Below are 21,750 nucleotides of genomic sequence, written 5' to 3' on the forward strand. Positions count from 1 at the left end.
CCGATAGCGCCATGCCGATCAAATGGAGAAGATGCTTGGACTTATCGGCTTCGGCGAAGCCGGACGCACCTTCGCTTCGGCGGCGCGCTGGAGCGGCGCGCGCGTCTATGACCGGCTGACCGACGATCCCGCCACCCGCAATGCCAAGTGGGCCGAATATACGGCCGCCGGCATCGACGGTTGCGACAATATGGTGGATGCGATCCGGGGTGCGGGCATCATCCTTTCGCTGGTTACCGCCGACGAGGCGCTGGTTGCGGCGCGCGAGGCTGCGGCATCGATCGCGCCGGGCACGCTCTATTGCGACATGAACAGCGTCGCACCCGATACCAAGCGCGCGGCGGCGAAGATCATCGAAGCCGCGGGCGGGGCCTATGTCGACGTGGCGGTGATGGCGCCGGTCGAGCCCGCGCGGCTTTCGGTGCCGCTGCTGATCAGCGGCGCACGGGCGGACGAGGCGCTGGCGGCGCTCGCCGCGCTTGGCTTCGCCAAGGGACGCGTCGTCGGCAGCGAGATCGGCCGGGCGTCCGCGATCAAGATGATCCGTTCGGTGATGGTGAAGGGGATCGAAACGCTGACCGCCGAATGCTTCCTCGCCGCCGAAGCCGCCGGGGTCTCGGATGAAGTCCTCGCCTCGCTCGACGCCAGCGAGAAGGCGAGGCCCTGGGGCGAGCGAGCGGATTATAATCTCGACCGGATGATGGTGCACGGGCTGCGCCGCGCCGCCGAGATGGAGGAGGTCGTCAAGACGCTCGACGCGCTCGGCACCGGCAGCGCGATGACGCGCAGCACGGTCGAGCGGCAGCGAGCGATCGGCGCCCTCGGCCTCATGCAGCCCGATGCCGGACTGCCGGCCAAGATCGGACAAATCCACAGGAACAGGAATCAGGCCGCATGAGCTTGGTGATCGATTGCCACGGGCATTACACAACGTCGCCCGAGCCGCATAACCTCTGGCGCCAGCAGCAGAAGGCGGCGTTCAAGGAAGGGCAGCCCGCCCCCGCCTATCCGTCGATTTCCGACGGCGAGATCCGCGAGAGCCTGGAGAAGAACCAGATCCGCCTGCTCCGCGAGCGCGGCGCGGACATAACGATCTTCAGCCCCCGCGCCTCCGCGATGGAACCGCATGTTGGTGACGAGAGCGTCTCGATCGCCTGGGCGCGCGCGAACAACGACCTGATCAAGCGCTGCGTCGATCTCTATCCCGAGATCTTCGCGCCCGTCTGCATGCTGCCGCAGTCGCCCGCCGCCGACATGGCCGGATCGATCGCCGAGCTGGAACGCTGCGTCGACATGGGCTTCATCGGCTGCAACCTGAACCCCGATCCCGGCGGCGGCCATTTCAAGCATCCGCCGCTGACCGACCGCTTCTGGTACCCTTTCTACGAGAAGATGGTCGAGCTCGACGTGCCGGCAATGATCCATGTTTCGGGCAGCTGCAATCCGGGGCTGCACGCGACCGGCGCTTATTATATCGCGGCGGACACGATCGCCTTCATGCAGCTGATCGAGGGCGACCTGTTCGCCGACTTCCCGTCGCTGCGCTTCATTATCCCGCATGGCGGCGGCGCGGTGCCCTATCATTGGGGCCGTTATCGCGGGCTCGCCGACATGCTCAAGAAGCCGGCGCTCACCGGGCATCTGATGAACAATGTTTATTTCGACACCTGCGTCTATCACCAGCCGGGGATCAACCTGCTGGCCGACGTCATCGAGAACAAGAATATCCTGTTCGGATCCGAGATGGTCGGCGCGGTGCGCGGGATCGATCCCGAGACCGGTTTCTACTTCGACGACACCAAGCGCTATATCGACGCGCTCGACATCAGCGACGCCGAGCGCAGCGCGATCTTCGAGGGGAATGCCCGGCGCGTCTTCCCGCGGCTCGATGCGGAGCTGAAGGCCCGGGGCCTGTGACCTGGCTCGAGAACAGCTGGTATGTCGCGGCCTGGGACTCCGAGGTCGATCGCGCGCCGTTCGCGCGGACGATCTGCGGCGTGCCGGTGGTGATGTACCGCAAGCTCGACGGCAATGTCGTGGCGATGCGCGACGCCTGCCCGCACCGGCTGCTGCCGCTGTCGATGGGTATCAAGGAGGATGACTCCTTGCGTTGCCGCTATCATGGCCTTCGGGTCGGCCCCGACGGCGCCGCCGAGGAGATGCCGCTCAAGACCGCGGCGGTGAAAAAGGCGGTGTGCGTCGAGACTTTCGCGGTGGCGGAGAAGCATCGCTTCATCTGGCTGTGGGTGGGCGACAAGGCGAAGGCCGATCCCGCGCTGATCCCCGATCTCTGGCCCTGTTCGGCCGAGGGCTGGGTGTTCGATGGCGGCTACAGCCCGATCGCCTGCGACTATCGCCTGCTGATCGACAATCTGATGGACCTGACACACGAGACCTATGTCCACAACGGATCGATCGGCCAGCCCGAGCTGATGGAAGCGGAGATCGAGACCGAGGTGGACGGCGATCATGTTCGCGTCAGCCGCTGGATGCCCGGGGTCGACGCCCCGCCCTTCTGGCGCGGGGCGCTGAAGAAGCCGGGGCCGGTCGACCGCTGGCAGATCTGCCATTTCCTGCTGCCGTCGGTGGTGATGATCGACGTCGGGGTCGCGCCGGTGGGTGCGGGTGCTACGATCGAGGATCATGATCAGGGCGTGCGCGGCTTCGTGATCGACTTCATGACGCCCGAAAGCGAGACGACGACGCATTATTTCTGGGGCATGGCGCGCAATTTCGCGGCCGACGATCCCGGCTTCACCGCGGGGTTCCGCAAGCAGCAGAATGTGGTGTTCAACGAGGATATCGTCGTGCTGGAAGCGCAGCAGCGTTCGATCGCCGCCAATCCCGACCTGAAGCTGCGCGCCTATCAGATCGACGAGGGCGGAGTGCGCGTTCGCCGGATCATCGATCGTGCGCGGGAAAGGCAAATGGAGCCGGCATGAGCAACGACATCCACGACTATCTCGCCCAGTTCGACGATATTCCGGGCACCCGCGTCTTCACCGCGAAGCGCGCGCGGCAGGGCTATCACCTCAACCAGTTCGCGATGAGCCTGATGAAGGCCGAGAACCGCGACCGCTGGAAGGCCGACGAGCGCGCCTATCTCGACCAGTGGCCGATGACCGAGGCGCAGAAACAGGCGGTGCTCGACCGCGATTACAACCGGCTGCTCGATCTCGGCGGCAATATCTATTTCATGGCGAAGGTCTTCTCGACCGACGGGCTGAGCTTCCTGCAGGCGGTCAGCACGATGAGCGGCATGACCCTGGAGGATTATTTGGCGATGATGGTTGCCGGAGGCCGCTCGCCCGAAGGCCAGCGCTCGATCAAGGACAAATATTGATGGCCCGCATCACCGCAGGCGTGGCGACGAGCCACATCCCCGCGCTCGGCTTCGCGTCGGATTTCGACAAGACCGCCGAACCCTATTGGGCGCCCGCCTTCGCCGGCTATGAATGGACCAAGGCGTGGGAGGCCGAGCAGAAGCCCGACGTCGTCATCCTCGTCTATAACGACCATGCCTCGGCGTTCGACATGAAGATCATCCCGACCTTCGCGATCGGGTGCGGCGAGGAATATGCGCCCGCCGACGAAGGCTGGGGGCCGCGGCAGGTGCCGGTGGTGAAGGGGCATCCCGACCTCGCCTGGCATATCGCGCAGAGCTGCATCCTCGACGAATTCGACATGACGATGATCAACGAGATGGAGGTCGATCACGGCCTGACCGTCCCGCTGTCGATGGTCTTCGGCAAGCCGCAGGAGTGGCCGTGCCGGGTGATCCCGCTCGCGGTCAACGTCGTCACCTATCCGCCGCCCTCGGGCAATCGCTGTTGGTCGCTGGGCGAGGCGATCGCCAAGGCGGTCGCGAGCTTCCCCGAGAATCTCGATGTCCAGGTCTGGGGCACCGGGGGGATGAGCCACCAGTTGCAGGGTCCGCGCGCGGGACTGATCAACCAGCCCTGGGACAATCGCTTCCTCGACCTGCTCGAAGGCGACACCCAGGAACTGCGCCACATGCCGCACATCGAATATCTGCGCGAGGTGGGATCGGAGGGGATCGAGCTGGTCATGTGGCTGATCATGCGCGGCGCGCTCGGCAAGACCACCCGCACCCTCCACCGCCATTATCACGTGCCCGCGAGCAACACCGCGGTCGGGCACATCGTCCTTCAACCCGAATAGGAATTTCTCATGCGTATAGCATTGGCAGGCGCCGGCGCCTTCGGCGAAAAGCATCTCGACGGCCTGAAGAATATCGAAGGCGTGACGGTCACCTCGATCATCAGTCGCGGGCTCGAACAGGCGCAGGAAGTCGCCGACAATTATGGTGCGATCCATGCGACCACCGAACTCGACGAGGCGCTGGCGCGCGACGATGTCGACGCGGTGATCCTGTGCACCCCGACCCAGATGCACGCGGCCCAGGCGATCGCCTGCATGAAGGCGGGCAAGCATGTCCAGGTCGAGATTCCGCTCGCTGACAGCCTGGCCGATGCCGAGGAAGTGCTGCGCGTCCAGAAGGAGACCGGGCTCGTCGGCATGGTCGGCCACACCCGCCGCTTCAATCCGAGCCACCAGTTCATCCACAACAAGATCGTCGCGGGCGAGGTCAACATCCAGCAGATGGATGTGCAGACCTATTTCTTCCGCCGCAAGAACATGAACGCCAAGGGCCAGCCGCGCAGCTGGACCGATCATCTGCTGTGGCATCATGCCGCGCACACCGTCGACCTGTTCGCCTATCAGGCGGGCAAGATCGTCAAGGCCAATGCGATCGAAGGGCCGATCCATCCCGAGCTGGGCATCGCGATGGACATGTCGATCCAGCTGAAGAGCGAGAGCGGCGCGATCTGCACCCTGTCGCTGAGCTTCAACAATGACGGGCCGCTCGGCACTTTCTTCCGCTATATCTGCGACGACGGCACCTATATCGCGCGCTACGACGATCTGGTGAATGGCAAGGAAGAGCCGATCGACGTGTCCAAGGTCGACGTGTCGATGAACGGCATCGAGCTGCAGGACCGCGAGTTCATCGCCGCGATCCGCGAAGGCCGCGAGCCCAACAGCTCGGTCGCGCAGGTGTTCGATTGCTACCGCGTGCTCGGCGAACTCGAACAGCAACTGTTGAGATAGCGACTGTTCGTGCTCGACTTAATTAGGGTATCGCTCTCGGGCGCAAGTCGTGGCTGTTCGCAGGATCCGACCGCGGCGGAGAACGTGCCGCCGATCTCTATTCGCTCGTCATCACCGCCAAGCTCAACGATGTCGATCCACAGGCCTGGCTCGCCGACGTCCTCGCCCGCATCGCTGGCATTCCGCAGCATAGTCTCCATGAGCTGCTTCCCTGGGAGTGGCGTGACCGCCAGCCCCCGCTTCAAGCTGCAGCGTAACCTTGATTGCTCGTCTCAAAATCGTCCTGAAGGATGTCGAGCCGAAGATCATGCGCCGCATCGAGGTGCCGCTCTCGATAAAGCTGCATCGCCTCCACACCGCATTACAGGTCGCCATGGGCGGGACCGACAGCCATCTCTACCAGTTCCGGTTTGCAGGCGAGGCGGCGTTCGGCATTCCCGACGCCGATTATCCGTCCGATGTGAGCGATGCCCGCAAGATCAGCCTTCGGGCCGCGCTCGAGGACTGAGGCGGCAAGACATTCCACTATATCTATGATTTTAGCGATTATTGGGATCCTACCGTAACCGTCGAGCGGATCGAAGCCGGCGTACCGGGATTCCCTTATCCATCGCTCCTGGCCGCCAACGGCCGATGCCCGCCCGAGGATGTCGGTGGCCCTTCCGGCTATGAAGGATATCTCGCAGCACTCGCTAATCCTGACCACCCCGAACAGAAGCACATGCTCGAACGGGGAACAGCGGATTTCGATCCCAACAACATCGATATCACCAAGATCGCTATTCGCTTGATGGCTTGATGGATCTCGCCATGGCCTGGGAGCCCAAATCACGCCGCAAAGCCAGTCCTAAGACAAAGTCATAGCATGCGCGGCCTTCGGTAAGCGTGGGCTGGAGGCCGCAGATCAGGCAGCTTCGGCGATCGGTTGCTGATCTAGCTGCCAGTTCCAGGGCATGAGTTCATCCCAGCGCGCGGCAGGCCAGTTGCCAGCGATCTTGGCGATGACATCGGCGATGTAGGCCTGCGGTTCGAGGCCATTGAGCTTGGCAGTCTCGATGATGGAGTAGATGGCGGCGGCCCGATCACCGCCCGCCTTTGATCCTGCAAACAGCCAGTTTTTCCGGCCCAGGGCGATGCCTGATTCATTGTGCTGCTCCTTTTCAAATGGCGGAAAACAGGGATTCCTGGTTTTGGTCGTGAGCGTGACACGGACCTTTTCGCGAGATCGCGGCGCGGATCTCGGGCTTTTCGAGGTCAACAGCGCGGATTTGATGAGGTGCTCCGGGCATGATCTGCTCGGTCGGAAGCAAACCAGCTTCGACAGCACGGCGAATTTTGTGGCTGGTAACGCCCAACTTCGTAGCGGCTTCCAACATGGTGAGCCATTCGCCGCGGGTTGTACCGGCCGATTTATAGCCCTCGATTTTGTGGACACGGCGCAGCGAGCTGACGCGGTGGCCGGTCCAGCTCTTGCCTTGGCCAGTGCGCATGCCCATGCGGTTGAGGGTGGCAGCGACGTCAGCGTCGGACCAGCGTGTGGCCATCGAGCGGATGATGGCCATTGCCTCTTCCGGCGTGCTCTTGGTGTGCTCTCCAGACTTAGGCTTGCGGATGCGGACCTGCGAATGCTGCCCGCCCTGCCAATGGATGGTGAGCTCAACTTCCTGCGCATCTTTGTCGGTGGTTGCGACGATATCTTTGACCAGCGCGCGCAAAAGCCGTTGCCGGAAGCGCATGTCGACATCGGGATCGGCCCACGCTGCCTTGAGATCATTGGCCAGGCCCGCGAAGTCAGGCACATCGCCCTGATCGGCTTGTCGATCGTTGAGCCGCGCCTCGCAGGCCTCGACGCGGCGAAGCGTCGCTTCCCAGCTCTTCTCGAGCTGCGCGGCAATCAATCTGTTATCTGGATCACAGGCAGCATAGCGCCGTTCGGCCAGCGAGGCTTCGTAGCGGGCCTGCTGGAGGTCCAGTTCGACCATCTGTCGCCTTTGCGCTTCGCCCTCGAGATGCATGCGCTCCGCCTCCAAAGCCGCTTCGATCGCCATGGGGGCCACAGCGCGAAGCAGTTCCTCCGAAATCGCTGCATCGGTTCGATCGCCATTGGTGGTCATGCATCGTGGCCGGGCCAGCATGAGGTTCGAACGGTCGCAGCGGTAGACATGATAGCCTCTGCGCCGACCGACATAAACGACGCAAAGGCGGCGACCACAATGACCGCAGGTAAGCATGCCAGCAAGGAGCGCCTTGCCGCCGCGGCCGGATTTTACGCCGCCGGCCTTGCCATAGGCGTTGGTCGCGAGGATCTTCTGGTTCCGCTCGAACTCGTCCCAGCCGACATAGCCGGCATGATGGTCCCTGAGCATGACGCCCCAGTCGTCATAAGACTTGCGGTGGCCATAGCTCTTGCGGACCCGGCCAGCGATGATCTCGGTGCGCTTCTCGGTCTTCCCGTATACATAGACGCCGGCGTAAAACGGGTTCTTGAGTACGCTGATGACGTTGCGGTAGCGTATCGGCACCCAGTCAAAAGAGATCATCATCTTGCCGTCGGACGGACGCGGGAAATGCATCCCTTCCGCAGTGAGCGCGATCAGCACCTGCCGGGCGCTGCCAATCTCGCGGAAGCGGGCAAAGATGTGCCTAATGGCCTCCTGCACCCGAATATCCGGATCGAAGCTGAGGCCGTAATCGCGATGCCAGATGTAGCCGATCGGGACGCTGATGCGCAGCTCGCCGCGCTGGGCTTTCTGCCGCGCAGCTTCGTACATGCGCGCGCGAATGACCGAAAGCTCGAACTCGCTGATGTTGCCCTTCATGCCGAGCAAGAGCCGGTCGTTCGGCTTGGCTGGATCATAGATGCCATCGATATCGATGACGCGGGCGTCAACCTGGCCGCACAGCTCCAGAAGCCGGTGCCAGTCTGGTCCGTTGCGGGAGAGGCGCGAGGCCTCCAGGCACAGGACGGCGCCGACATGACCGGTGCACAGATCTTCGACGAGACGCTCAAACCCGGGACGCTCGACTGCACCGCTGGCGCTGCGGCCAAGATCTTCGTCGATGACCTCGACATCACGGAATCCCCAACGGCGAGCGACATCGATAAGCTCGTACTGCCGGCGCTGGCTCTCAAGGTTGGCGTTCACTTGTTGGGGTGTCGACTGTCGGACGTAGACGACGGCTTTGCGCCGCAGCAGGGCCATGGGAAGAAGATTACCGGCGGTCATCGGTCATCTCCTCGTCCGAGACGCCTGCGGCCGCCATCAGCAGCTTGGCGAGGCTTGCCACCGCAACGTCGCGCTGGGCCCTCGTCAGACCGTCCAGGCTTCTGGAGTCGAGTGGCATGATCAGTTGGCGTGGCACCGGCAGCCGCGTCGGTGGGTGCAAGAGCTTCATCGATGTCCTCCTGAGCGTTCGATCCGCTCAGCAGCGCATGTCGAAGACCGGCTTTGATCAAGAGATTATGGAGATCGGTGAGCGCACCCACGGTGACACGAGGGCTGCCCAGGCTGAACGCCTCGCAAACGCCGCGATCCAGCATCCACGCCGGAACGACAATCACCTCGCCGTGGCGCACGACGATATGAGCGACTCTGCCGGTTGCCCGATCCTCCGTATACTCGCATCGAACCGTGCGCTCGAAATACGGATGCCACCGATACCAGATAACGACGTCGCGCCCGACATGGGCAGAATGTCTGCGAGATGGCCCTGGGTCGCAAGTCTTGGCTCTTCGTCGGCTCAGATCGTGGCCGACAACGCGCCGCCGATCTTTACTGGGCCAAAAACCCCCCGTCGACGACGATTATCGAACCGCACATGAAATCCGATGCTGATGAGGCAAGGTAAATTATGGTTCCCCGCAACTCTTCGGCGCAGGCGATCCGGCTGGCGGGAGTGTGACTAATGATGAGCTTCGCTAAATCGGGATCGTCAAAATCACCTAGCGCAGTTCTGTGAAACCCCGGGCAGATGGCATTAATCTGAATGCCGTGCGGCGCGTACTCGAGTGCCATCTCACGAGTTAAGTTTACGACCGCCCCCTTCGTTGTGGTATACGCTGCGGCAGTGATAAAGCCACCGCCCACCAACCCCCATATGGAAGCGATATTTATAATCTTACCAGACTTTTGCGAATTCATCAACTTAAGAGCCTCGCGCGAGCAGTAAAATACACTATTTAAGTTTATGTCGATCATTCTTCGCCAATCAGTGGCTGAATACTCATGTATCTTGCGTTGAGATAAATCTGCAACACCTGCATTGTTTATCAAAATATCGAGACGGCCCACCGTCATGAGGAGGTCTTGGAACGTGGCCGCGACCTGCGCCTCATCTGAAACGTCTGCGGTGTATGGAAAGGCAAGCCGCCCCACCCCCCTGATGCGCTGAGCCGTTTCGTTCAAGCCGTCCGCGTTGATGTCGATCAGCGCGACATCAGCGCCAGCGCTTGCCAAAGCATAGGCAAATTCACGGCCTAAGCCACTCGCCGCGCCTGTCACTACCGCCGTCCGACCCTTCAACGAAAATATATCATTCACCAATGTCATCGTGTACCCCAGCGTCGAATAGCCTCGCAGTTCTGAGTAACTATCGTCTAAGCTCGCGCCATGATCTCGCTCGCCTTTACAAGTCGACGTGATCAAATCAGCCAGTTGCGCCGCCGTCGACGACGAGTTCTGCGCCCGTCATGAAAGCGGCGCTGTCGGACGCCAGAAACAGTATCGCATCGGCGATATTTTCAGGCTTTCCCGCACCGGCCAGTGGCTCATCGGAGTTGGTTCTCGCACCCGGAGAGATGTCCTCGCTACCGTGCCGTCGCGCAATGTCTTGCACAAGTTGACGGCCCATCTCAGTTTCGATCAAGCCAGGATGTATGGAATTGACCCTGATCTTATGCTCGGCGATCTCCAATGCCAGGCATTTCGTCATAATCCGCACTGCACCTTTAGAAGCTGCATAAGCGGTGAACTCCGGCGAGCCACGCAGCGCCGCTACCGATGACATATTGATGATTGAGCAACCCCCGACCCATTGCGTTGCGCGTTGGGACATGAGCGGCACAGCGTGCTTGCACCCAAGGAAGACTCCCTCGACGTTGACAGCCTGGATACGCCGCCATTCTTGAAGGCTTATGCTGCCAATCGCGCCTATAGCAAAGATCCCTGCGTTGTTGACTAGGATATCCAGTCCCCCAGCTTCCTCGTGGGCGAAAGCCATTGCGTCGGCCCATGCACGTTCTTGCGTCACGTCCAGCGCCCGCGCGAAGCCGCAGATTTCGTTGGCTAGCGCGTCCGGCGGAACGACAGCGGTTGCGATGACCAAGGCACCGGCACCCGCAAGGGCTCGAGATGCCGCTGCACCGATGCCCCGCGAACTGCCCGTCACCAGTGCGATGCGCCCTTCCAGATCAACCACGTCGCTCTCCTTTCATTCGAAATCAGAACGGCCGCTTGGCGCTACTGCGCCAATGCCAAATTGTCCGTGCTCGCTCGAGGAGCGCGACAGCTTATACAATAGAGTCGTCAAATCTAACGCAGCACTACATGATCTTGTTAAAACTTACTTTTGAAAATATCCGCGGAATACTGGAACATCACCCATTTCGCCTGGACGCCTATTTGATAAGCATCATTGGAACTTGAAGCTGATCATGACCCCATAGGTCGCCGGACGACCTGCGAGGCGTGCCGAGGAGTCATTCGACGGAATGACAGCCGTCCAGTAATATTTGTTGAAGATATTCTTGCCCCAGACCATCATTTTCCATTGGCTATTGGGGAACTCATATCCCAACCTCGCGTCGACCGTAGCATAGGGGTCAATGGTATAGGGATGAAGGCCAATGCCGGGCGCGATACGGAAACGATTGCCAGGCATGAGAGGCAGGGTGGCGGTGCCTCCGCCGATGGCCGCATCCTGACCAGATTTTGCATTCACGGTGAACCCGACAAACGAGGCACCGCCATTGCCGAGTTCGCGACGGTAATCGACATTAATCGAACCGGACCATTTTGGCGTGTAAGGCAAGACGTTGCCCTTGAGGTTTTCGGTGTTAACACCTGCCGGATTGAAGTTGGAATTGTCCACCCCTCCGAAAATGTCAAAGCTTACAAAATCCTGAACCTTGCTATTGAGATAAGTCACCGCGGTGCTGACGGTCAGACCATTGATCGGACGAATCGTAATATCGCCTTCGATGCCCCAGATGCGTGACCTTGGTACATTGGTCAAAGTATCAAGCGTCCCGAAGACAATATCATATAACTTGCCGCGAACCTGCTTGTTGCGATAGTCCATATAAAAGGCCGCTGCATTTGCCTGGACCTTACGGTCAAACAAAGTCGCCTTTACGCCCGCTTCGTAGCTGGTCACCTGCTCCTGGGTGACGGGCAGGCCAGAAACGTAAGATGCGGCTGCCAGGGTCGGAAAGCTCCCTGCTTTGTATCCACGCGACACATTCGCATATAGCAGGATATCGTCATTCGCCCTGTAATCCATCCCGAACCGCCAAGACACATTGTCCTGCCTAAGAGTGGCGTCAAGCGGAACGCCGGGAATGCCGAGATTGAGAAAACCGCTAGTGGTAACCGGACTGTTGATAGTCAGACCCTTCGGCAAGGTCGCGACATTGGCCGGATCCCCATTCAAAGTGTAGCTATCGGCCGGTCCGATAGGGGCAAAACTGTTACCGCCTAAAAGAGGCCCCCCCAGGAAGTTGAATAATTTATCTACATTCCCGTTCGCTAGGGTATACGCCGCATTGATCGCATGGATTTTCGATTTTGTGTAACGCCCAGACGCCTTGAAGGTCAGCCGATCTGTTAAGTTAAACTCTGAACTAACGAAAATAGCCACGTTATCAATGTGCTGGGACAATCTATCTCCACTTGCGTTGATATAATCCTTGGCCGCTGCGAATTGCGGATTTGCGAAATATCTTAACAGCTGATCTTCGAACGTATTACTTCTTTCATAATTTGCCCCAAGTACCCAACGCCATCTGCGAGCCGGATCATTCGCCAGCCTCAGCTCCTGATTGAACGAATTGATCCGGCCGATGTCTGACTGAAGATCAAATCCTACAATCGCCATGCCGTCGCCATCGGTTCTCTGATCTTGCTTATACCGTGCGTAGGACGACAGCGACGTCAGTACGATACCTCCTCCCACCTTGATATCCGCCCGCAGGGCCGCCTGCCAGAATTTTCGATCGCTGAATGGATCAAAACTCGTCATGCTGGCCAGCGCCGGATCCGACGAACCCGTTACACCGTTCGGTGGGGAAAAGGGTGACCCGGGTTGCACGGAGGGCGACGTATTCGGATCCAAAGCCACGTTGGTCCAGTCAGCAACTCGCGAATTATAGATGGTTGGGAACGGATAGGTCATCTCGGCCGACGAGCCCCCACCAAATGGCGGTGAATAGCTGTTACGCAGCGGGTCGTTGAGGACCTGGGCGTCCAACGCCTTGCTGCCACCTTGTCCATCCTGCTCATGCGTCGCGATCAACTGCTGGGCTTGCGGCTGCGACGTGTCACGCCAGCCGTTGAAGGTGAACAGAAGACTGATTGGATCGCTTGGCCTGAGTTCCAGTGTCAGTCGCCCTGCGATATAGGATTGCTTACCATTCGTGTCGTCGCGCGTGTAGCTTTTCTGCCAATCGTCGGAGTGAAGCCCTGTCACCGCCAACCGTAGCCCGGCATAGTCCGAGATCGGGCCGCTTATGAATGCATTTCCGTCGATTTGATTAAACCGCCCGTAGCTGATATCGCCGCCCGCCTGCCACGTACCGGTAGGCTTAGCCGCGATATAGTTGATTGCGCCGCCCGTTGAATTCTGACCAAATAATGTTCCCTGCGGGCCTTTCAGGACCTCGACCCGCTCCAGGTCGAATGCCGCATGGCTAGCCATTACAGGGAACGGAAGTGGAGTCTGATCGACATATACGCTGACCGCCGGATAAACACCGAGCGAGCTTTCGTTGAAGCCGACGCCGCGCAGAGTGAAGATCGGCGTATTGCTAGTGGATGGGGTGTAGACGAGGCCCGGCGCAATCGAACCAATATCTTCAAGCGACGTCGCTCTGCGCTCGGTGAGCACACCTCCTGAGACTGCGGTAACTGATAGGCCGACTTTGTTGATGCTCTCGGTACGCTTGTTGGCTGTGACGACGATTTCGTTCCCTTCGGCGGCCTCTGCTTGAGCCCAAGCCGGCCCGCAGGAGAAAACTATCGCTGCGCTTGCTGCAGTAGCGAGCAAGACTTCACTATGTCTCATAAATACCCCTCTCTCCTATGTTATTCCACAAATCATTATCTTTTTATTCGAGTATTAGACCGGCTACTCGTCTTGTAACGAGGTCTCGAAATCGTTGTCTCTGAATATTTAAATGTGACTTCTCGAATCTCATTCTGCTTAGCAAGACTCGTGCCAAGTCCGGGTAGGCTGCCCAGCCGCCGCCTTCTGTTTAGGATGTAGCGGGGCTAACGGACAAATTTGTCTTCGCCAGAGTAAGTTTGACAAAATTGTACGGCGCGCAATCATCATAGTGACCATAACCGTCGCAGATTGGGCGACATCACAATCGAGCGATCGTGCCGCATAGCCTTCGACGGTATGGGCGGCTCACATGGTCGGGGTCGCCCGGCTTAGCCCGATCGTAAGTCTTCGCAATCTCGAAACCCTGCTTCAAAAAAATGAACCGCGCTTGGTCAAAGCAACCTGGCTGCATGATGGCAGATCGTCTCGCCGCGACGCCTCCCCCCAAAAAGAATTGCGTCGACTCCAGCCCCAATCGCGCTAGCTCCCTCATGAAAGACTCGATTCTAATGAACGATTTTCCACATCCCCAGCCGTTCGATCGACCATTTTCCGCCGATTGCGTCGTCTATAACCGAGCGCGGAATTCAGTCCCGGCGGACTACGTTGTTGGCGAGAAAATGCCGCAACGTGACGGCGGGCGCGCGCGTGATCGCCTCGACTGATCCCGTCACATTGAACGTTGGGAACCTAGGCGCAGCTTTGCCATACTCGACAATCGCGCGCGCGAACACCGCTTCACGCCCACGGGCAATCAGAGTCTCAATCATTGCGCCTTCGTCCATAGCCGTGACCTCGAACTTCTGCTCGGTCATTTCCTCCAATATCGCAGCAATACCATGTGCGGAAGCGAACTCAGCGACCAACGAATAAGCACGACCGGCATGAGCTTCAGGATCGCTGATAACCATAGCCGCAGCCCGGGCGATGTCCGTAGCGGCGACCCAAGGCACAGGAAGGCCGTCCGAAAGATCGTAGACTACGCCGGCCTCGAGATTAATACGGGACGCCAAGCTTTCCATAAAGAACCCTGGCCGCAAATGGGTTATGGAAAGACTCGAGTGATCGCCATAGCTGTCAACCAACCGGTGCCACGTCAGCAAATCGATCTCGCTGTTGTCAGGTCCGAAGGCGCTTAAATTGACGATCGACTTAACACCTGCAGACGCCGCCGAGTCGATGACGGTCTTGGCATAATTCAGCATCTTAAGACCATAGGGCTTCAGTAGGAATATCGTTCTGACGCCTTCCAATCCGGCGCGCACGCTTTGCACATCGTCAAGATCAAAGGATATAGGAGCAAAACCTTGCGCCTCCACTTTTTGTTTCGCCGTAAAAGAGCGGCAAGCGCAAATGAAGGCCAGGTTCTGGTCCGGCTCTTGACGTGCGATTTGTCTAAGCAGATGACTTCCGACAGTACCGCTGGCCCCAAGAATAAGAACCTTTTTCACGTCTCTACTCCGAGTGTGGGCTAAAGTTGATTTCGCTCGGCGCGATGGACCGGAACGGTGAAGCCTGCGTCATTGCCACTCATGCGAAGTTGGCGCTTGGATATCCGCCAGCCCGAAGCCGTACGCACAAGCTCGTCGTGATATTGACCGGTCATCGTCCCGGTGTGTCCATCGGGCAATTCATGCCACGCCCAGATATAGCTGACAGAATTTGCCCGATCGGTACCCTCGAAATCGATCTGAATATTAGAAAGATGATGAGAACTACGCGAGAAACGCTTCATGCGTTTCATACCTTCATGAATGGCGCTCGCCCCTCGGGTCTGCAGGCGCTCCTCCGGACCGATGTCGAGGAAGCCGTCTTCCGTAAACGCGCCGGCGAGCAAGTCCATGTCAAGAAGATCCATGCCACGACAATATTGATACAATATGCTGGTGATTTCTTGGCGATCAAGCAATTGCCGAATAGATTCTTGGAAATCTTCCATATCTCGATACCTTACAATTTGGAACATGTCGATGACTTGGCATAACGCACACCTGGCATGCGACTAAGCATTATCAGCGACATATGGCGCGCCGAGGCTTCAACGTAAAATCAAAGGTGCTGAGTCTTGTCTCAACAACTTAAGTAAGAACGTCGAAGAAGCTTTGTCGCATGTGATTGTCATGGGTGAAGCCAAGATGGTCGATCTCGTCCGTATCCCAGATCAGGGTCGGCGTGTCAGGATAATGAACATAGCCTTCGGCGAACACTTCGTTGCGATTCCCAGAGGGATCGAAAAAATATACGGTTGCGCCGCGGGTCACCCCGTGACGGTTGGGCGGCACCTCGACTGGAATGCGATACTTTCCGATTAGGTCCGCCGCCTTGTAGAGATCGCTAACCGACTCCAGAAAGAAGGACACATGGTGAAATCGGTTCGGTTGATCCTGAAGCTGGAATGCAATGTCGTGAGGTTTTGTCGAGCAACTCAGAAATACGCCTAGTGACATATCATTTTTGGCATCGATGATTTTCTCACTGAGATCGAAGTCGAACACGTCACAGAATAAACGAGCGCATTCGTCGATATTTGGCCCGCCCAGCAACACGTGATCCAGCCGGTTGACACGATAGCCGCGGATGACGCCCTCATCAGGTGTTACGCCGGGATTATGATAGCCCAGCGTATTTCCCGTCAGTTCCTTCTCGGCATAAAGCTGCATTAAGTGGCCGCTGGGCGCGACGAACTGAATTCGCCGACCGCTCTTAGGGTATACGCCCGCCGCAATGTGTTCGACCCTCAGGCCGAAAGACTCGATCCCGGCTGTCAGCCTTGTCAACGTCGAATCATCATAAACGCGAAATGCCACGTAATCGATACCGGGCGCATCCGCCTCGCGTAAAATAAAACTGTGATGCTCATGGTCGTCCCATGGCTTGTAATAGACGAGGCCCTTCTCGTCTTGCATGACCTCATGAAGGCCCATCCTCGCACCGTAATGCTCGCGTGCGGCAGCTAAATCCATCACCCGGATCTGAACTTCGCTTAATCTCAAGACACCTCTCATAGACATCGTCGCTAATCCTCTCCAGTCTTTTTCAAGCGGCTTCGGATGCACGCTCGCGCGCCATCGTAAGCGCAGTGTCTTCAATCATATCTTCCTGCCCGCCAATCATCTTAAGACGCGCGAGTTCCACGAGGATATCGCGTGATGACACACCATGCGCCTTAGCCGAGCGCTTGGCGTGCAGCAGAAACGTCGAATAGACGCCAACATACCCTATGGTCAGCGAGTCGCGATCGATCCGCACGGGCCGGTCCATCATGGGCACGACGATGTCCTCGGCCGCGTCCATGAGCTTGAAGAGATCACATCCCGTCTCTATTCCCATCCGCTCACAAACAGCTGCAAGCACCTCGAGCGGCGTATTGCCAGCCCCCGCGCCGAGGCCAGCGAGCGAGGCGTCGATCCGGCTAGCACCTGCTTCGATCGCGACGATCGAATTCGCGACGCCCATGGCGAGATTGTGATGGCCGTGAAAGCCGACCTCAGTTTCAGGCTTTAGCTCCTGCCGCAGCGCATCCACCTGTACGCGTACATCCTCCGGCAGCATCGTTCCGGCGGAGTCGGTAATGTACACCGTCTGTGCGCCGTAGGATTCCATAAGCTTTCCCTGCCGGACGATACCCTCAACCGAATTGAGATGCGCCATCATCAGGAAGCCGGTCGTGTCCATACCCAGTTCGCGCGCGAATGCGATGTGCTGCGGGGTCGTGTCCGCTTCCGTGCAGTGGGTAGCAACGTGGACGCTGCGCGCGCCGCAATCGTAAGCGGACTTGAGGTCTTGCATTGTGCCTAGTCCTGGTATCAGCAAAACCGACACTTTAGCGCGCTTCAACTCTGGCACTACCGCGTTGAGATATTCCTCATTGGTATGGAGCGAAAAACCATGTTGCAACGAATTGCCGCCGACCCCGGCACCATGCGTCACCTGAAGCAGCGGCACCCCGGCGTCATCAAGTGCACGGGCGACGGAGACCATTTGATCGACCGAGATCTGCTCTCTTTTCGCGTGCATGCCGTCGCGGAGCGACATATCATGCAGCAGGACCTTACGCCCCTCCAGATGCGACTTCATCGTGCTACCTCCTTTTCTCGCTCTGACCCGACCGCTGCGATCATGCGTTCCGCGAATAGTTCCGCCGTTCGGACGGCCGACGCCGTCATGATATCGAGATTGCCGGCATATTTGGGAAGATAATCGCCAAGCCCCTCGACCTCTACGAAGATTGATATCTTGTTCCCGTCGAATACAGGTCCGTTCACCAGCCGATACCCCGGCACATACTGCTTCACTTCGTCCACCATTGCATAAACGGAGTCGCGGACAGCTGCTTCATCGGGCGTGCTCTGGGTAAGGCAATAGATTGTGTCGCGCATCATCAGCGGCGGCTCAGCGGGATTGACGATAACAAGAGCTTTTCCGCGCTTTGCGCCGCCTACTTCAGCTACGGCTCCAGAAGTAGTATAGGTGAACTCGTCCAGATTGGCGCGCGTGCCGGGGCCGATCGACTTCGACGCCGCAGTTGCGACGATTTCCGCATAATCCACCGGCTGTATTCGCGACACCGCGTGCACCATTGGGATGGTCGCCTGACCAGCGCAGGAAATCATGTTGACGTTAGTGACACCGCTTTTCGCCACTTCCGCAAGGTTGACCGGGGGACAGCAATAGGGGCCTATTGCCGCAGGCGTGAGATCAATCATGAGCACGCCTAGCGCAGTCAGCTTCGCCGAATTTTCGGCATGGACGTAGGCCGACGTCGCGTCGAAGGCGATACGGATGTCGTCGGCCTTCACGTGCGGCAACAGTCCGTCCACGCCTTCCGCAGTGGTCTTGAGGCCCATGCCGCTGGCGCGGGCCAATCCGTCTGACAGCGGATCGATGCCGACCAGCCAGACTGGATCCAGAATGTCGCTGCGCTGCAGCTTATATATTAGGTCAGTGCCTATGTTGCCCGAGCCGATAATGGCGCAACGAACGCGGTTCATGACCCTATGCTCCTTTGTCTTTCAAAATGGCCAAATGCCCTGGTGGTTGCTCGCCGGCCGTGATGCCGCCGATCCCGTAATGTTCGGGCACGAGTTCATGGATGATGACGCGCACTGCGCTCTCCGGCGCAGCCATCGTCGAGGAGAGGGCTTGTGTGACGGCAGCCACCATCGCGCGCTTCTGCTCGACCGTGCGACCCTCCATAATATGGACTTCGACAATTGGCATGACTCAGTCCTCACCTGCGAAGCGTACGATGACGTCGCCCATGCCCTGGAAACGAGCGCAGACCGAATCTCCGGCTGAAACCTGCCGCGCTTCACACGCCCCCCCGGTGAGGATGAGCGATCCGCCTGCCATGGCCTCGCCGCGATCGGCCAGCCAATTCGAGAGCATCACGATCGTGCGTACGGGATTGCCCAACACCGCGCCCGAGGCCGCTTCGCCCACAATCTCGCCATTTTGCAGGACGACGATGCCGATCGTGCGAAGATCGACCTGGTCCGGACGTCGAGGACAGCCGCCGATAACGTAATGCGCTGAAGAACTGTTGTCGGCCACCACGCTAGGCAGATCGAACTTATAATCTGAGTATCGAGAATCGATGATTTCGATTGCCGGGGTAATGAACGCAGTGGCCGCAAGTACGTCTGCTTCAGTCTGCAGGAGGGGCGGAATATCGGGTTTCAGCAGAAACGCGATTTCTGGCTCGACACGTGGACGCGAAAGCAATTTCGTGGAACAGATACCGCCGTCCGGTACCGCCATGTCGGCGGTGATGAAGCCAAAGGTCGGTACATCGACCTTCATTTGTGCCATCTTCGCGCGTGATGTAAGCCCCGCCTTGTAGCCGACCAACCTCCGACCACGCGCCCGCCACCGTTCACGCAACAAATCCTGCACGGCGTAGCCGCAGGCGATATCAAAATTTTTATGTTGGGCCGTCGGAAGCGGAAGCGACTGACCACTCGCTTGGGCTTCGTCAACAAGCCGCGCGATCGCGCTAAGCTGTTCCGTGTTTAGTGAGGCGGTCATTGGAACGATACCTCACAGTGCCCTAGGCCACCGAAATGAGCGATAATCTTGTCGCCTTCTGCGACAGGCACCAGCGCTGCGAGCGATCCCGAGAGAATCAGCTCGCCTGCGCGAAAGGTAACGCCCAGCGCGCCCAACCGATTGGCCAGCCAGACGACGGCGTTGACAGGGGAGCCTTGGACGGCAGCGCCCACACCGGTAGCCGCCAACTCGCCATTCTTCTCAATCAGCAGTCCGACAAGACTCAGGTCCACGTCGCGCGGATCAACCGGCGTGCCACCCAATACATAAGCGCCGCATGACGCATTGTCCGAAACTGTATCCTGAATGCGGATATCCCAATTGTCGATCCGGCTGTCCACAACCTCAAAGCACGGCACGACATGAGCCGTTGCCGCTAAGACGTCGACGGCGGTGAGTCCCGGCCCAGTCAGATCTTGCTTGAGCACAAAGGCAATCTCACCCTCGATCCGCGGCTGGATCATCTTGTTCATCGCCAGCACATCGCCGCTGCGATGTTCCATGCTGGCAGTCAATTGGCCGAAATCAGGCTCGAACACCTGCATCATGTCCTGTACGGCCCTCGAGGTGACGCCGATCTTTTTGCCGACGATGCTATCGCCGGCCGCAATCATGCGCGAGACCATGCGTTCCTGGATGCGATATCCGTCGGCGATAGTCATACCCGGCACTCGATTGCGTAGCGGTGCCACGGTCGCCCGGCAGCTCAGCGCTTCAAACAGTTCATCGCCGTATCGGTCGACCGTGAGATTATCGAGCGCCATTAGAGCTTCACACAAACGTTGCGCAACTCAGTGTAAAATTCGAGCGAGTGGACGCCGCCCTCGCGCCCGATGCCCGATTGCTTCGAGCCACCAAAAGCTGTGCGTAGATCGCGGAGAAACCAACTGTTCACCCAAGCCACGCCCACGTCGATCTTCGCGGCAAGACGATGAGCGCGTGAGAGGTCACGTGTCCAGATTGTCGTCGCCAATCCGTATTCCGTATCGTTGGCACGTTCGACCGCCTCTTCTTCTGAGTCGAAGGGAGCTATGTGGCAGCATGGGCCGAAAATCTCTTCCCGGAGCACGGATGAGTCCTTTGGCAGCCCCGTCCAGATAGTTGGCTGCACCCAAAACCCCCCCGCCAGATCATCCCGCACATGAGGGACATGGCCGCCGGTTACGACTATCGCGCCATCTGCAACGGCGCGGTCGTAATAGCTTAGAACCTTGCGCCGGTGTTCCCCGCTGATGAGCGGCCCTAGGGTCGTCGCTTGCTCACCGGGGGGACCTACCGCAAGCGACTCTGCCTTAGCGGCGAGCGCAGCGACGAAGCGGTCGAAAATTGGCCGCTCAACGTACAGACGCTCGGTTCCGAGGCAGACTTGCCCGCAGTTTATGAAGGTCGCACGCGCTATTCCGTCGACCGCGGCATCGAAATCGCAATCCGCGAAAATGAGACCTGCATTTTTGCCGCCGAGTTCGAATGATACGTCGCGGATACGATCGGCGGCGGAGCGCATAATGGCTGCGCCTGTCGTTGTCTCGCCGGTGAAGGTAATCGCAGCGACATCGGGGTGCTTGGTGAGATATTCGCCGGCCGACCCGGCGCCGCGACCGTGGACCACATTGTAGACCCCGTTCGGCACGCCTACTGCAGCAAAGACCTCGGCCAACAGAGTTGCAGTGCCAGGTGTTTCTTCGGATGGCTTGACGATTACGGCGTTTCCGCACGCGAGTGCCGGCGCCACCTTCCATGTCATTAGCAACAGAGGCGCGTTCCAAGGGCAGATGACGCCGATTACCCCTTTGGGTACGCGCAGCGCATAATTGAGTGCAGATGCACCATCCGGCGTCGGCGTCATGAACGATTCTGCCGAAACATTTTTTATGAGATCCGCGAACATGCTGAAGTTTTCCGCAGCCCGGGGAATGAAGGCATGTTCCATCATCGAACGCGGCTGGCCGGTGTCCGCCATTTCAGCTTGGACAAAATCTTCAAATCGTCGCGTGATTTCAGCGGCGACCTTCTGCAGCAGCAACGCCCGTTCGGAAGCGCTCATCTTTCCCCATGGGCCGGAGAGCGCCTGCTTCGCAGCTATGACGGCAGCATCGACTTCCGCGGCACCGCCCTCGTGTATTTCACCGATCTTTGCACCGTCGACCGGGCTCAGTTTGTCGAAGCATGGGCCGCGCGCGACAAAGTTTCCTGCGATGAAGTGCCGAAACCGCTTTGGCTCGATCTTTGGAGCTTCTTGCATCTTGC

Annotated in this window: 19 protein-coding genes and 4 pseudogenes; 8 read left to right on the forward strand and 15 right to left on the reverse strand. The window is 58.9% G+C overall.

Annotated elements, in window-relative coordinates; translation table 11 throughout:
- Positions 1-22 precede the first annotated feature (22 nt).
- From ASE00_RS22360 to ASE00_RS24185, 8 genes and pseudogenes are all read left to right on the forward strand, one after another.
- Positions 23-898: an NAD(P)-dependent oxidoreductase gene (locus ASE00_RS22360; RefSeq protein ID WP_056384030.1), complete on the forward strand. Its 876-nt coding sequence runs from the start codon at positions 23-25 to the stop codon at positions 896-898.
- Complete coding sequence (locus ASE00_RS22365) at positions 895-1,917, forward strand: amidohydrolase family protein (RefSeq protein WP_056384032.1); 1,023 nt, start codon at positions 895-897, stop codon at positions 1,915-1,917. The genes ASE00_RS22360 and ASE00_RS22365 overlap by 4 nt, the downstream gene beginning before the upstream one ends.
- Entirely contained in the window at positions 1,914-2,942 is a 1,029-nt protein-coding gene (locus ASE00_RS22370) for an aromatic ring-hydroxylating dioxygenase subunit alpha (protein ID WP_056384034.1), read from the forward strand. Before ASE00_RS22365 ends, ASE00_RS22370 begins: the two co-directional genes overlap by 4 nt.
- On the forward strand, positions 2,939-3,343 hold the full coding sequence (gene ligA, locus ASE00_RS22375) for a protocatechuate 4,5-dioxygenase subunit alpha (RefSeq protein WP_056384036.1): 405 nt from the start codon (positions 2,939-2,941) through the stop codon (positions 3,341-3,343). Before ASE00_RS22370 ends, ligA begins: the two co-directional genes overlap by 4 nt.
- Entirely contained in the window at positions 3,343-4,182 is an 840-nt protein-coding gene (locus tag ASE00_RS22380; RefSeq protein WP_056384039.1) for a class III extradiol dioxygenase subunit beta, read from the forward strand. Before ligA ends, ASE00_RS22380 begins: the two co-directional genes overlap by 1 nt.
- Positions 4,183-4,191: 9 nt before the next feature.
- Positions 4,192-5,133, forward strand: coding sequence for a Gfo/Idh/MocA family oxidoreductase (locus tag ASE00_RS22385; protein ID WP_056384041.1), 942 nt, complete (start codon positions 4,192-4,194; stop codon positions 5,131-5,133).
- Positions 5,134-5,159: 26 nt separating this feature from the next.
- A pseudogene (locus tag ASE00_RS23195) lies at positions 5,160-5,390 on the forward strand (transposase domain-containing protein); the annotation flags it as partial.
- Between the two features lie 2 nt (positions 5,391-5,392).
- A pseudogene (locus ASE00_RS24185) lies at positions 5,393-5,932 on the forward strand (plasmid pRiA4b ORF-3 family protein).
- A gap of 105 nt (positions 5,933-6,037) precedes the next feature.
- Here ASE00_RS24185 and ASE00_RS23200 read toward each other — a convergent pair.
- From ASE00_RS23200 to ASE00_RS22470, 15 genes and pseudogenes are all read right to left on the reverse strand, one after another.
- Positions 6,038-6,268 (reverse strand): annotated as a pseudogene (locus ASE00_RS23200) (transposase domain-containing protein); the annotation flags it as partial.
- 25 nt (positions 6,269-6,293) lie between these two features.
- On the reverse strand, positions 6,294-8,360 hold the full coding sequence (locus tag ASE00_RS22395) for a recombinase family protein (protein ID WP_056384043.1): 2,067 nt from the start codon (positions 8,358-8,360) through the stop codon (positions 6,294-6,296).
- Complete coding sequence (locus ASE00_RS22400) at positions 8,347-8,529, reverse strand: hypothetical protein (protein ID WP_056384045.1); 183 nt, start codon at positions 8,527-8,529, stop codon at positions 8,347-8,349. Before ASE00_RS22400 ends, ASE00_RS22395 begins: the two co-directional genes overlap by 14 nt.
- Before the next feature lie 449 nt (positions 8,530-8,978).
- Positions 8,979-9,683 (reverse strand): annotated as a pseudogene (locus tag ASE00_RS22405) (SDR family NAD(P)-dependent oxidoreductase); the annotation flags it as partial.
- Between the two features lie 97 nt (positions 9,684-9,780).
- A complete protein-coding gene (locus tag ASE00_RS22410) occupies positions 9,781-10,551 on the reverse strand; it encodes an SDR family NAD(P)-dependent oxidoreductase (RefSeq protein WP_082594907.1) in 771 nt (256 codons plus the stop codon).
- Positions 10,552-10,764: 213 nt separating this feature from the next.
- Entirely contained in the window at positions 10,765-13,413 is a 2,649-nt protein-coding gene (locus ASE00_RS22415; RefSeq protein WP_056384051.1) for a TonB-dependent receptor, read from the reverse strand.
- Between the two features lie 629 nt (positions 13,414-14,042).
- Positions 14,043-14,906, reverse strand: a complete 864-nt coding sequence (locus ASE00_RS22425; protein WP_056384054.1) for an NmrA family NAD(P)-binding protein — start codon at positions 14,904-14,906, stop codon at positions 14,043-14,045.
- 20 nt (positions 14,907-14,926) lie between these two features.
- A complete protein-coding gene (locus ASE00_RS23205) occupies positions 14,927-15,394 on the reverse strand; it encodes a nuclear transport factor 2 family protein (RefSeq protein ID WP_162256514.1) in 468 nt (155 codons plus the stop codon).
- Between the two features lie 139 nt (positions 15,395-15,533).
- On the reverse strand, positions 15,534-16,544 hold the full coding sequence (locus tag ASE00_RS22440; RefSeq protein WP_235538796.1) for a catechol 2,3-dioxygenase: 1,011 nt from the start codon (positions 16,542-16,544) through the stop codon (positions 15,534-15,536).
- Positions 16,492-17,532, reverse strand: coding sequence for a 4-hydroxy-2-oxovalerate aldolase (gene dmpG / locus ASE00_RS22445; protein ID WP_056384061.1), 1,041 nt, complete (start codon positions 17,530-17,532; stop codon positions 16,492-16,494). The genes ASE00_RS22440 and dmpG overlap by 53 nt, the downstream gene beginning before the upstream one ends.
- Entirely contained in the window at positions 17,529-18,446 is a 918-nt protein-coding gene (locus ASE00_RS22450; RefSeq protein ID WP_056384063.1) for an acetaldehyde dehydrogenase (acetylating), read from the reverse strand. The genes dmpG and ASE00_RS22450 overlap by 4 nt, the downstream gene beginning before the upstream one ends.
- A gap of 4 nt (positions 18,447-18,450) precedes the next feature.
- Positions 18,451-18,675, reverse strand: a complete 225-nt coding sequence (locus ASE00_RS22455; RefSeq protein WP_056384065.1) for a 2-hydroxymuconate tautomerase — start codon at positions 18,673-18,675, stop codon at positions 18,451-18,453.
- Between the two features lie 3 nt (positions 18,676-18,678).
- Positions 18,679-19,482, reverse strand: coding sequence for a 2-keto-4-pentenoate hydratase (locus ASE00_RS22460; RefSeq protein WP_056384067.1), 804 nt, complete (start codon positions 19,480-19,482; stop codon positions 18,679-18,681).
- Positions 19,479-20,267 carry a fumarylacetoacetate hydrolase family protein gene (locus ASE00_RS22465; protein WP_056384069.1) on the reverse strand — a complete coding sequence of 263 codons (789 nt, stop codon included), beginning with the start codon at positions 20,265-20,267 and terminating at the stop codon, positions 19,479-19,481. Before ASE00_RS22465 ends, ASE00_RS22460 begins: the two co-directional genes overlap by 4 nt.
- Complete coding sequence (locus ASE00_RS22470) at positions 20,267-21,745, reverse strand: 2-hydroxymuconic semialdehyde dehydrogenase (RefSeq protein ID WP_056384071.1); 1,479 nt, start codon at positions 21,743-21,745, stop codon at positions 20,267-20,269. Before ASE00_RS22470 ends, ASE00_RS22465 begins: the two co-directional genes overlap by 1 nt.
- Between the last annotated feature and the right edge of the window lie 5 nt (positions 21,746-21,750).

It is taken from the genome of Sphingomonas sp. Root710 (genome assembly GCF_001429065.1).
Lineage (GTDB): Bacteria > Pseudomonadota > Alphaproteobacteria > Sphingomonadales > Sphingomonadaceae > Rhizorhabdus.

Coding starts and splice junctions, on each gene's coding strand:
- ASE00_RS22360 (WP_056384030.1), top strand. CDS start 23: ATGGAGAAGATGCTTGGACTTATCGGCTTCGGCGAAGCCGGACGCACC.
- ASE00_RS22365 (WP_056384032.1), top strand. CDS start 895: ATGAGCTTGGTGATCGATTGCCACGGGCATTACACAACGTCGCCCGAG.
- ligA (WP_056384036.1), top strand. CDS start 2,939: ATGAGCAACGACATCCACGACTATCTCGCCCAGTTCGACGATATTCCG.
- ASE00_RS22380 (WP_056384039.1), top strand. CDS start 3,343: ATGGCCCGCATCACCGCAGGCGTGGCGACGAGCCACATCCCCGCGCTC.
- ASE00_RS22385 (WP_056384041.1), top strand. CDS start 4,192: ATGCGTATAGCATTGGCAGGCGCCGGCGCCTTCGGCGAAAAGCATCTC.
- ASE00_RS22395 (WP_056384043.1), bottom strand. CDS start 8,360: ATGACCGCCGGTAATCTTCTTCCCATGGCCCTGCTGCGGCGCAAAGCC.
- ASE00_RS22400 (WP_056384045.1), bottom strand. CDS start 8,529: ATGAAGCTCTTGCACCCACCGACGCGGCTGCCGGTGCCACGCCAACTG.
- ASE00_RS22415 (WP_056384051.1), bottom strand. CDS start 13,413: ATGAGACATAGTGAAGTCTTGCTCGCTACTGCAGCAAGCGCAGCGATA.
- ASE00_RS23205 (WP_162256514.1), bottom strand. CDS start 15,394: ATGGAAGATTTCCAAGAATCTATTCGGCAATTGCTTGATCGCCAAGAA.
- dmpG (WP_056384061.1), bottom strand. CDS start 17,532: ATGAAGTCGCATCTGGAGGGGCGTAAGGTCCTGCTGCATGATATGTCG.
- ASE00_RS22450 (WP_056384063.1), bottom strand. CDS start 18,446: ATGAACCGCGTTCGTTGCGCCATTATCGGCTCGGGCAACATAGGCACT.
- ASE00_RS22455 (WP_056384065.1), bottom strand. CDS start 18,675: ATGCCAATTGTCGAAGTCCATATTATGGAGGGTCGCACGGTCGAGCAG.
- ASE00_RS22460 (WP_056384067.1), bottom strand. CDS start 19,482: ATGACCGCCTCACTAAACACGGAACAGCTTAGCGCGATCGCGCGGCTT.
- ASE00_RS22465 (WP_056384069.1), bottom strand. CDS start 20,267: ATGGCGCTCGATAATCTCACGGTCGACCGATACGGCGATGAACTGTTT.
- ASE00_RS22470 (WP_056384071.1), bottom strand. CDS start 21,745: ATGCAAGAAGCTCCAAAGATCGAGCCAAAGCGGTTTCGGCACTTCATC.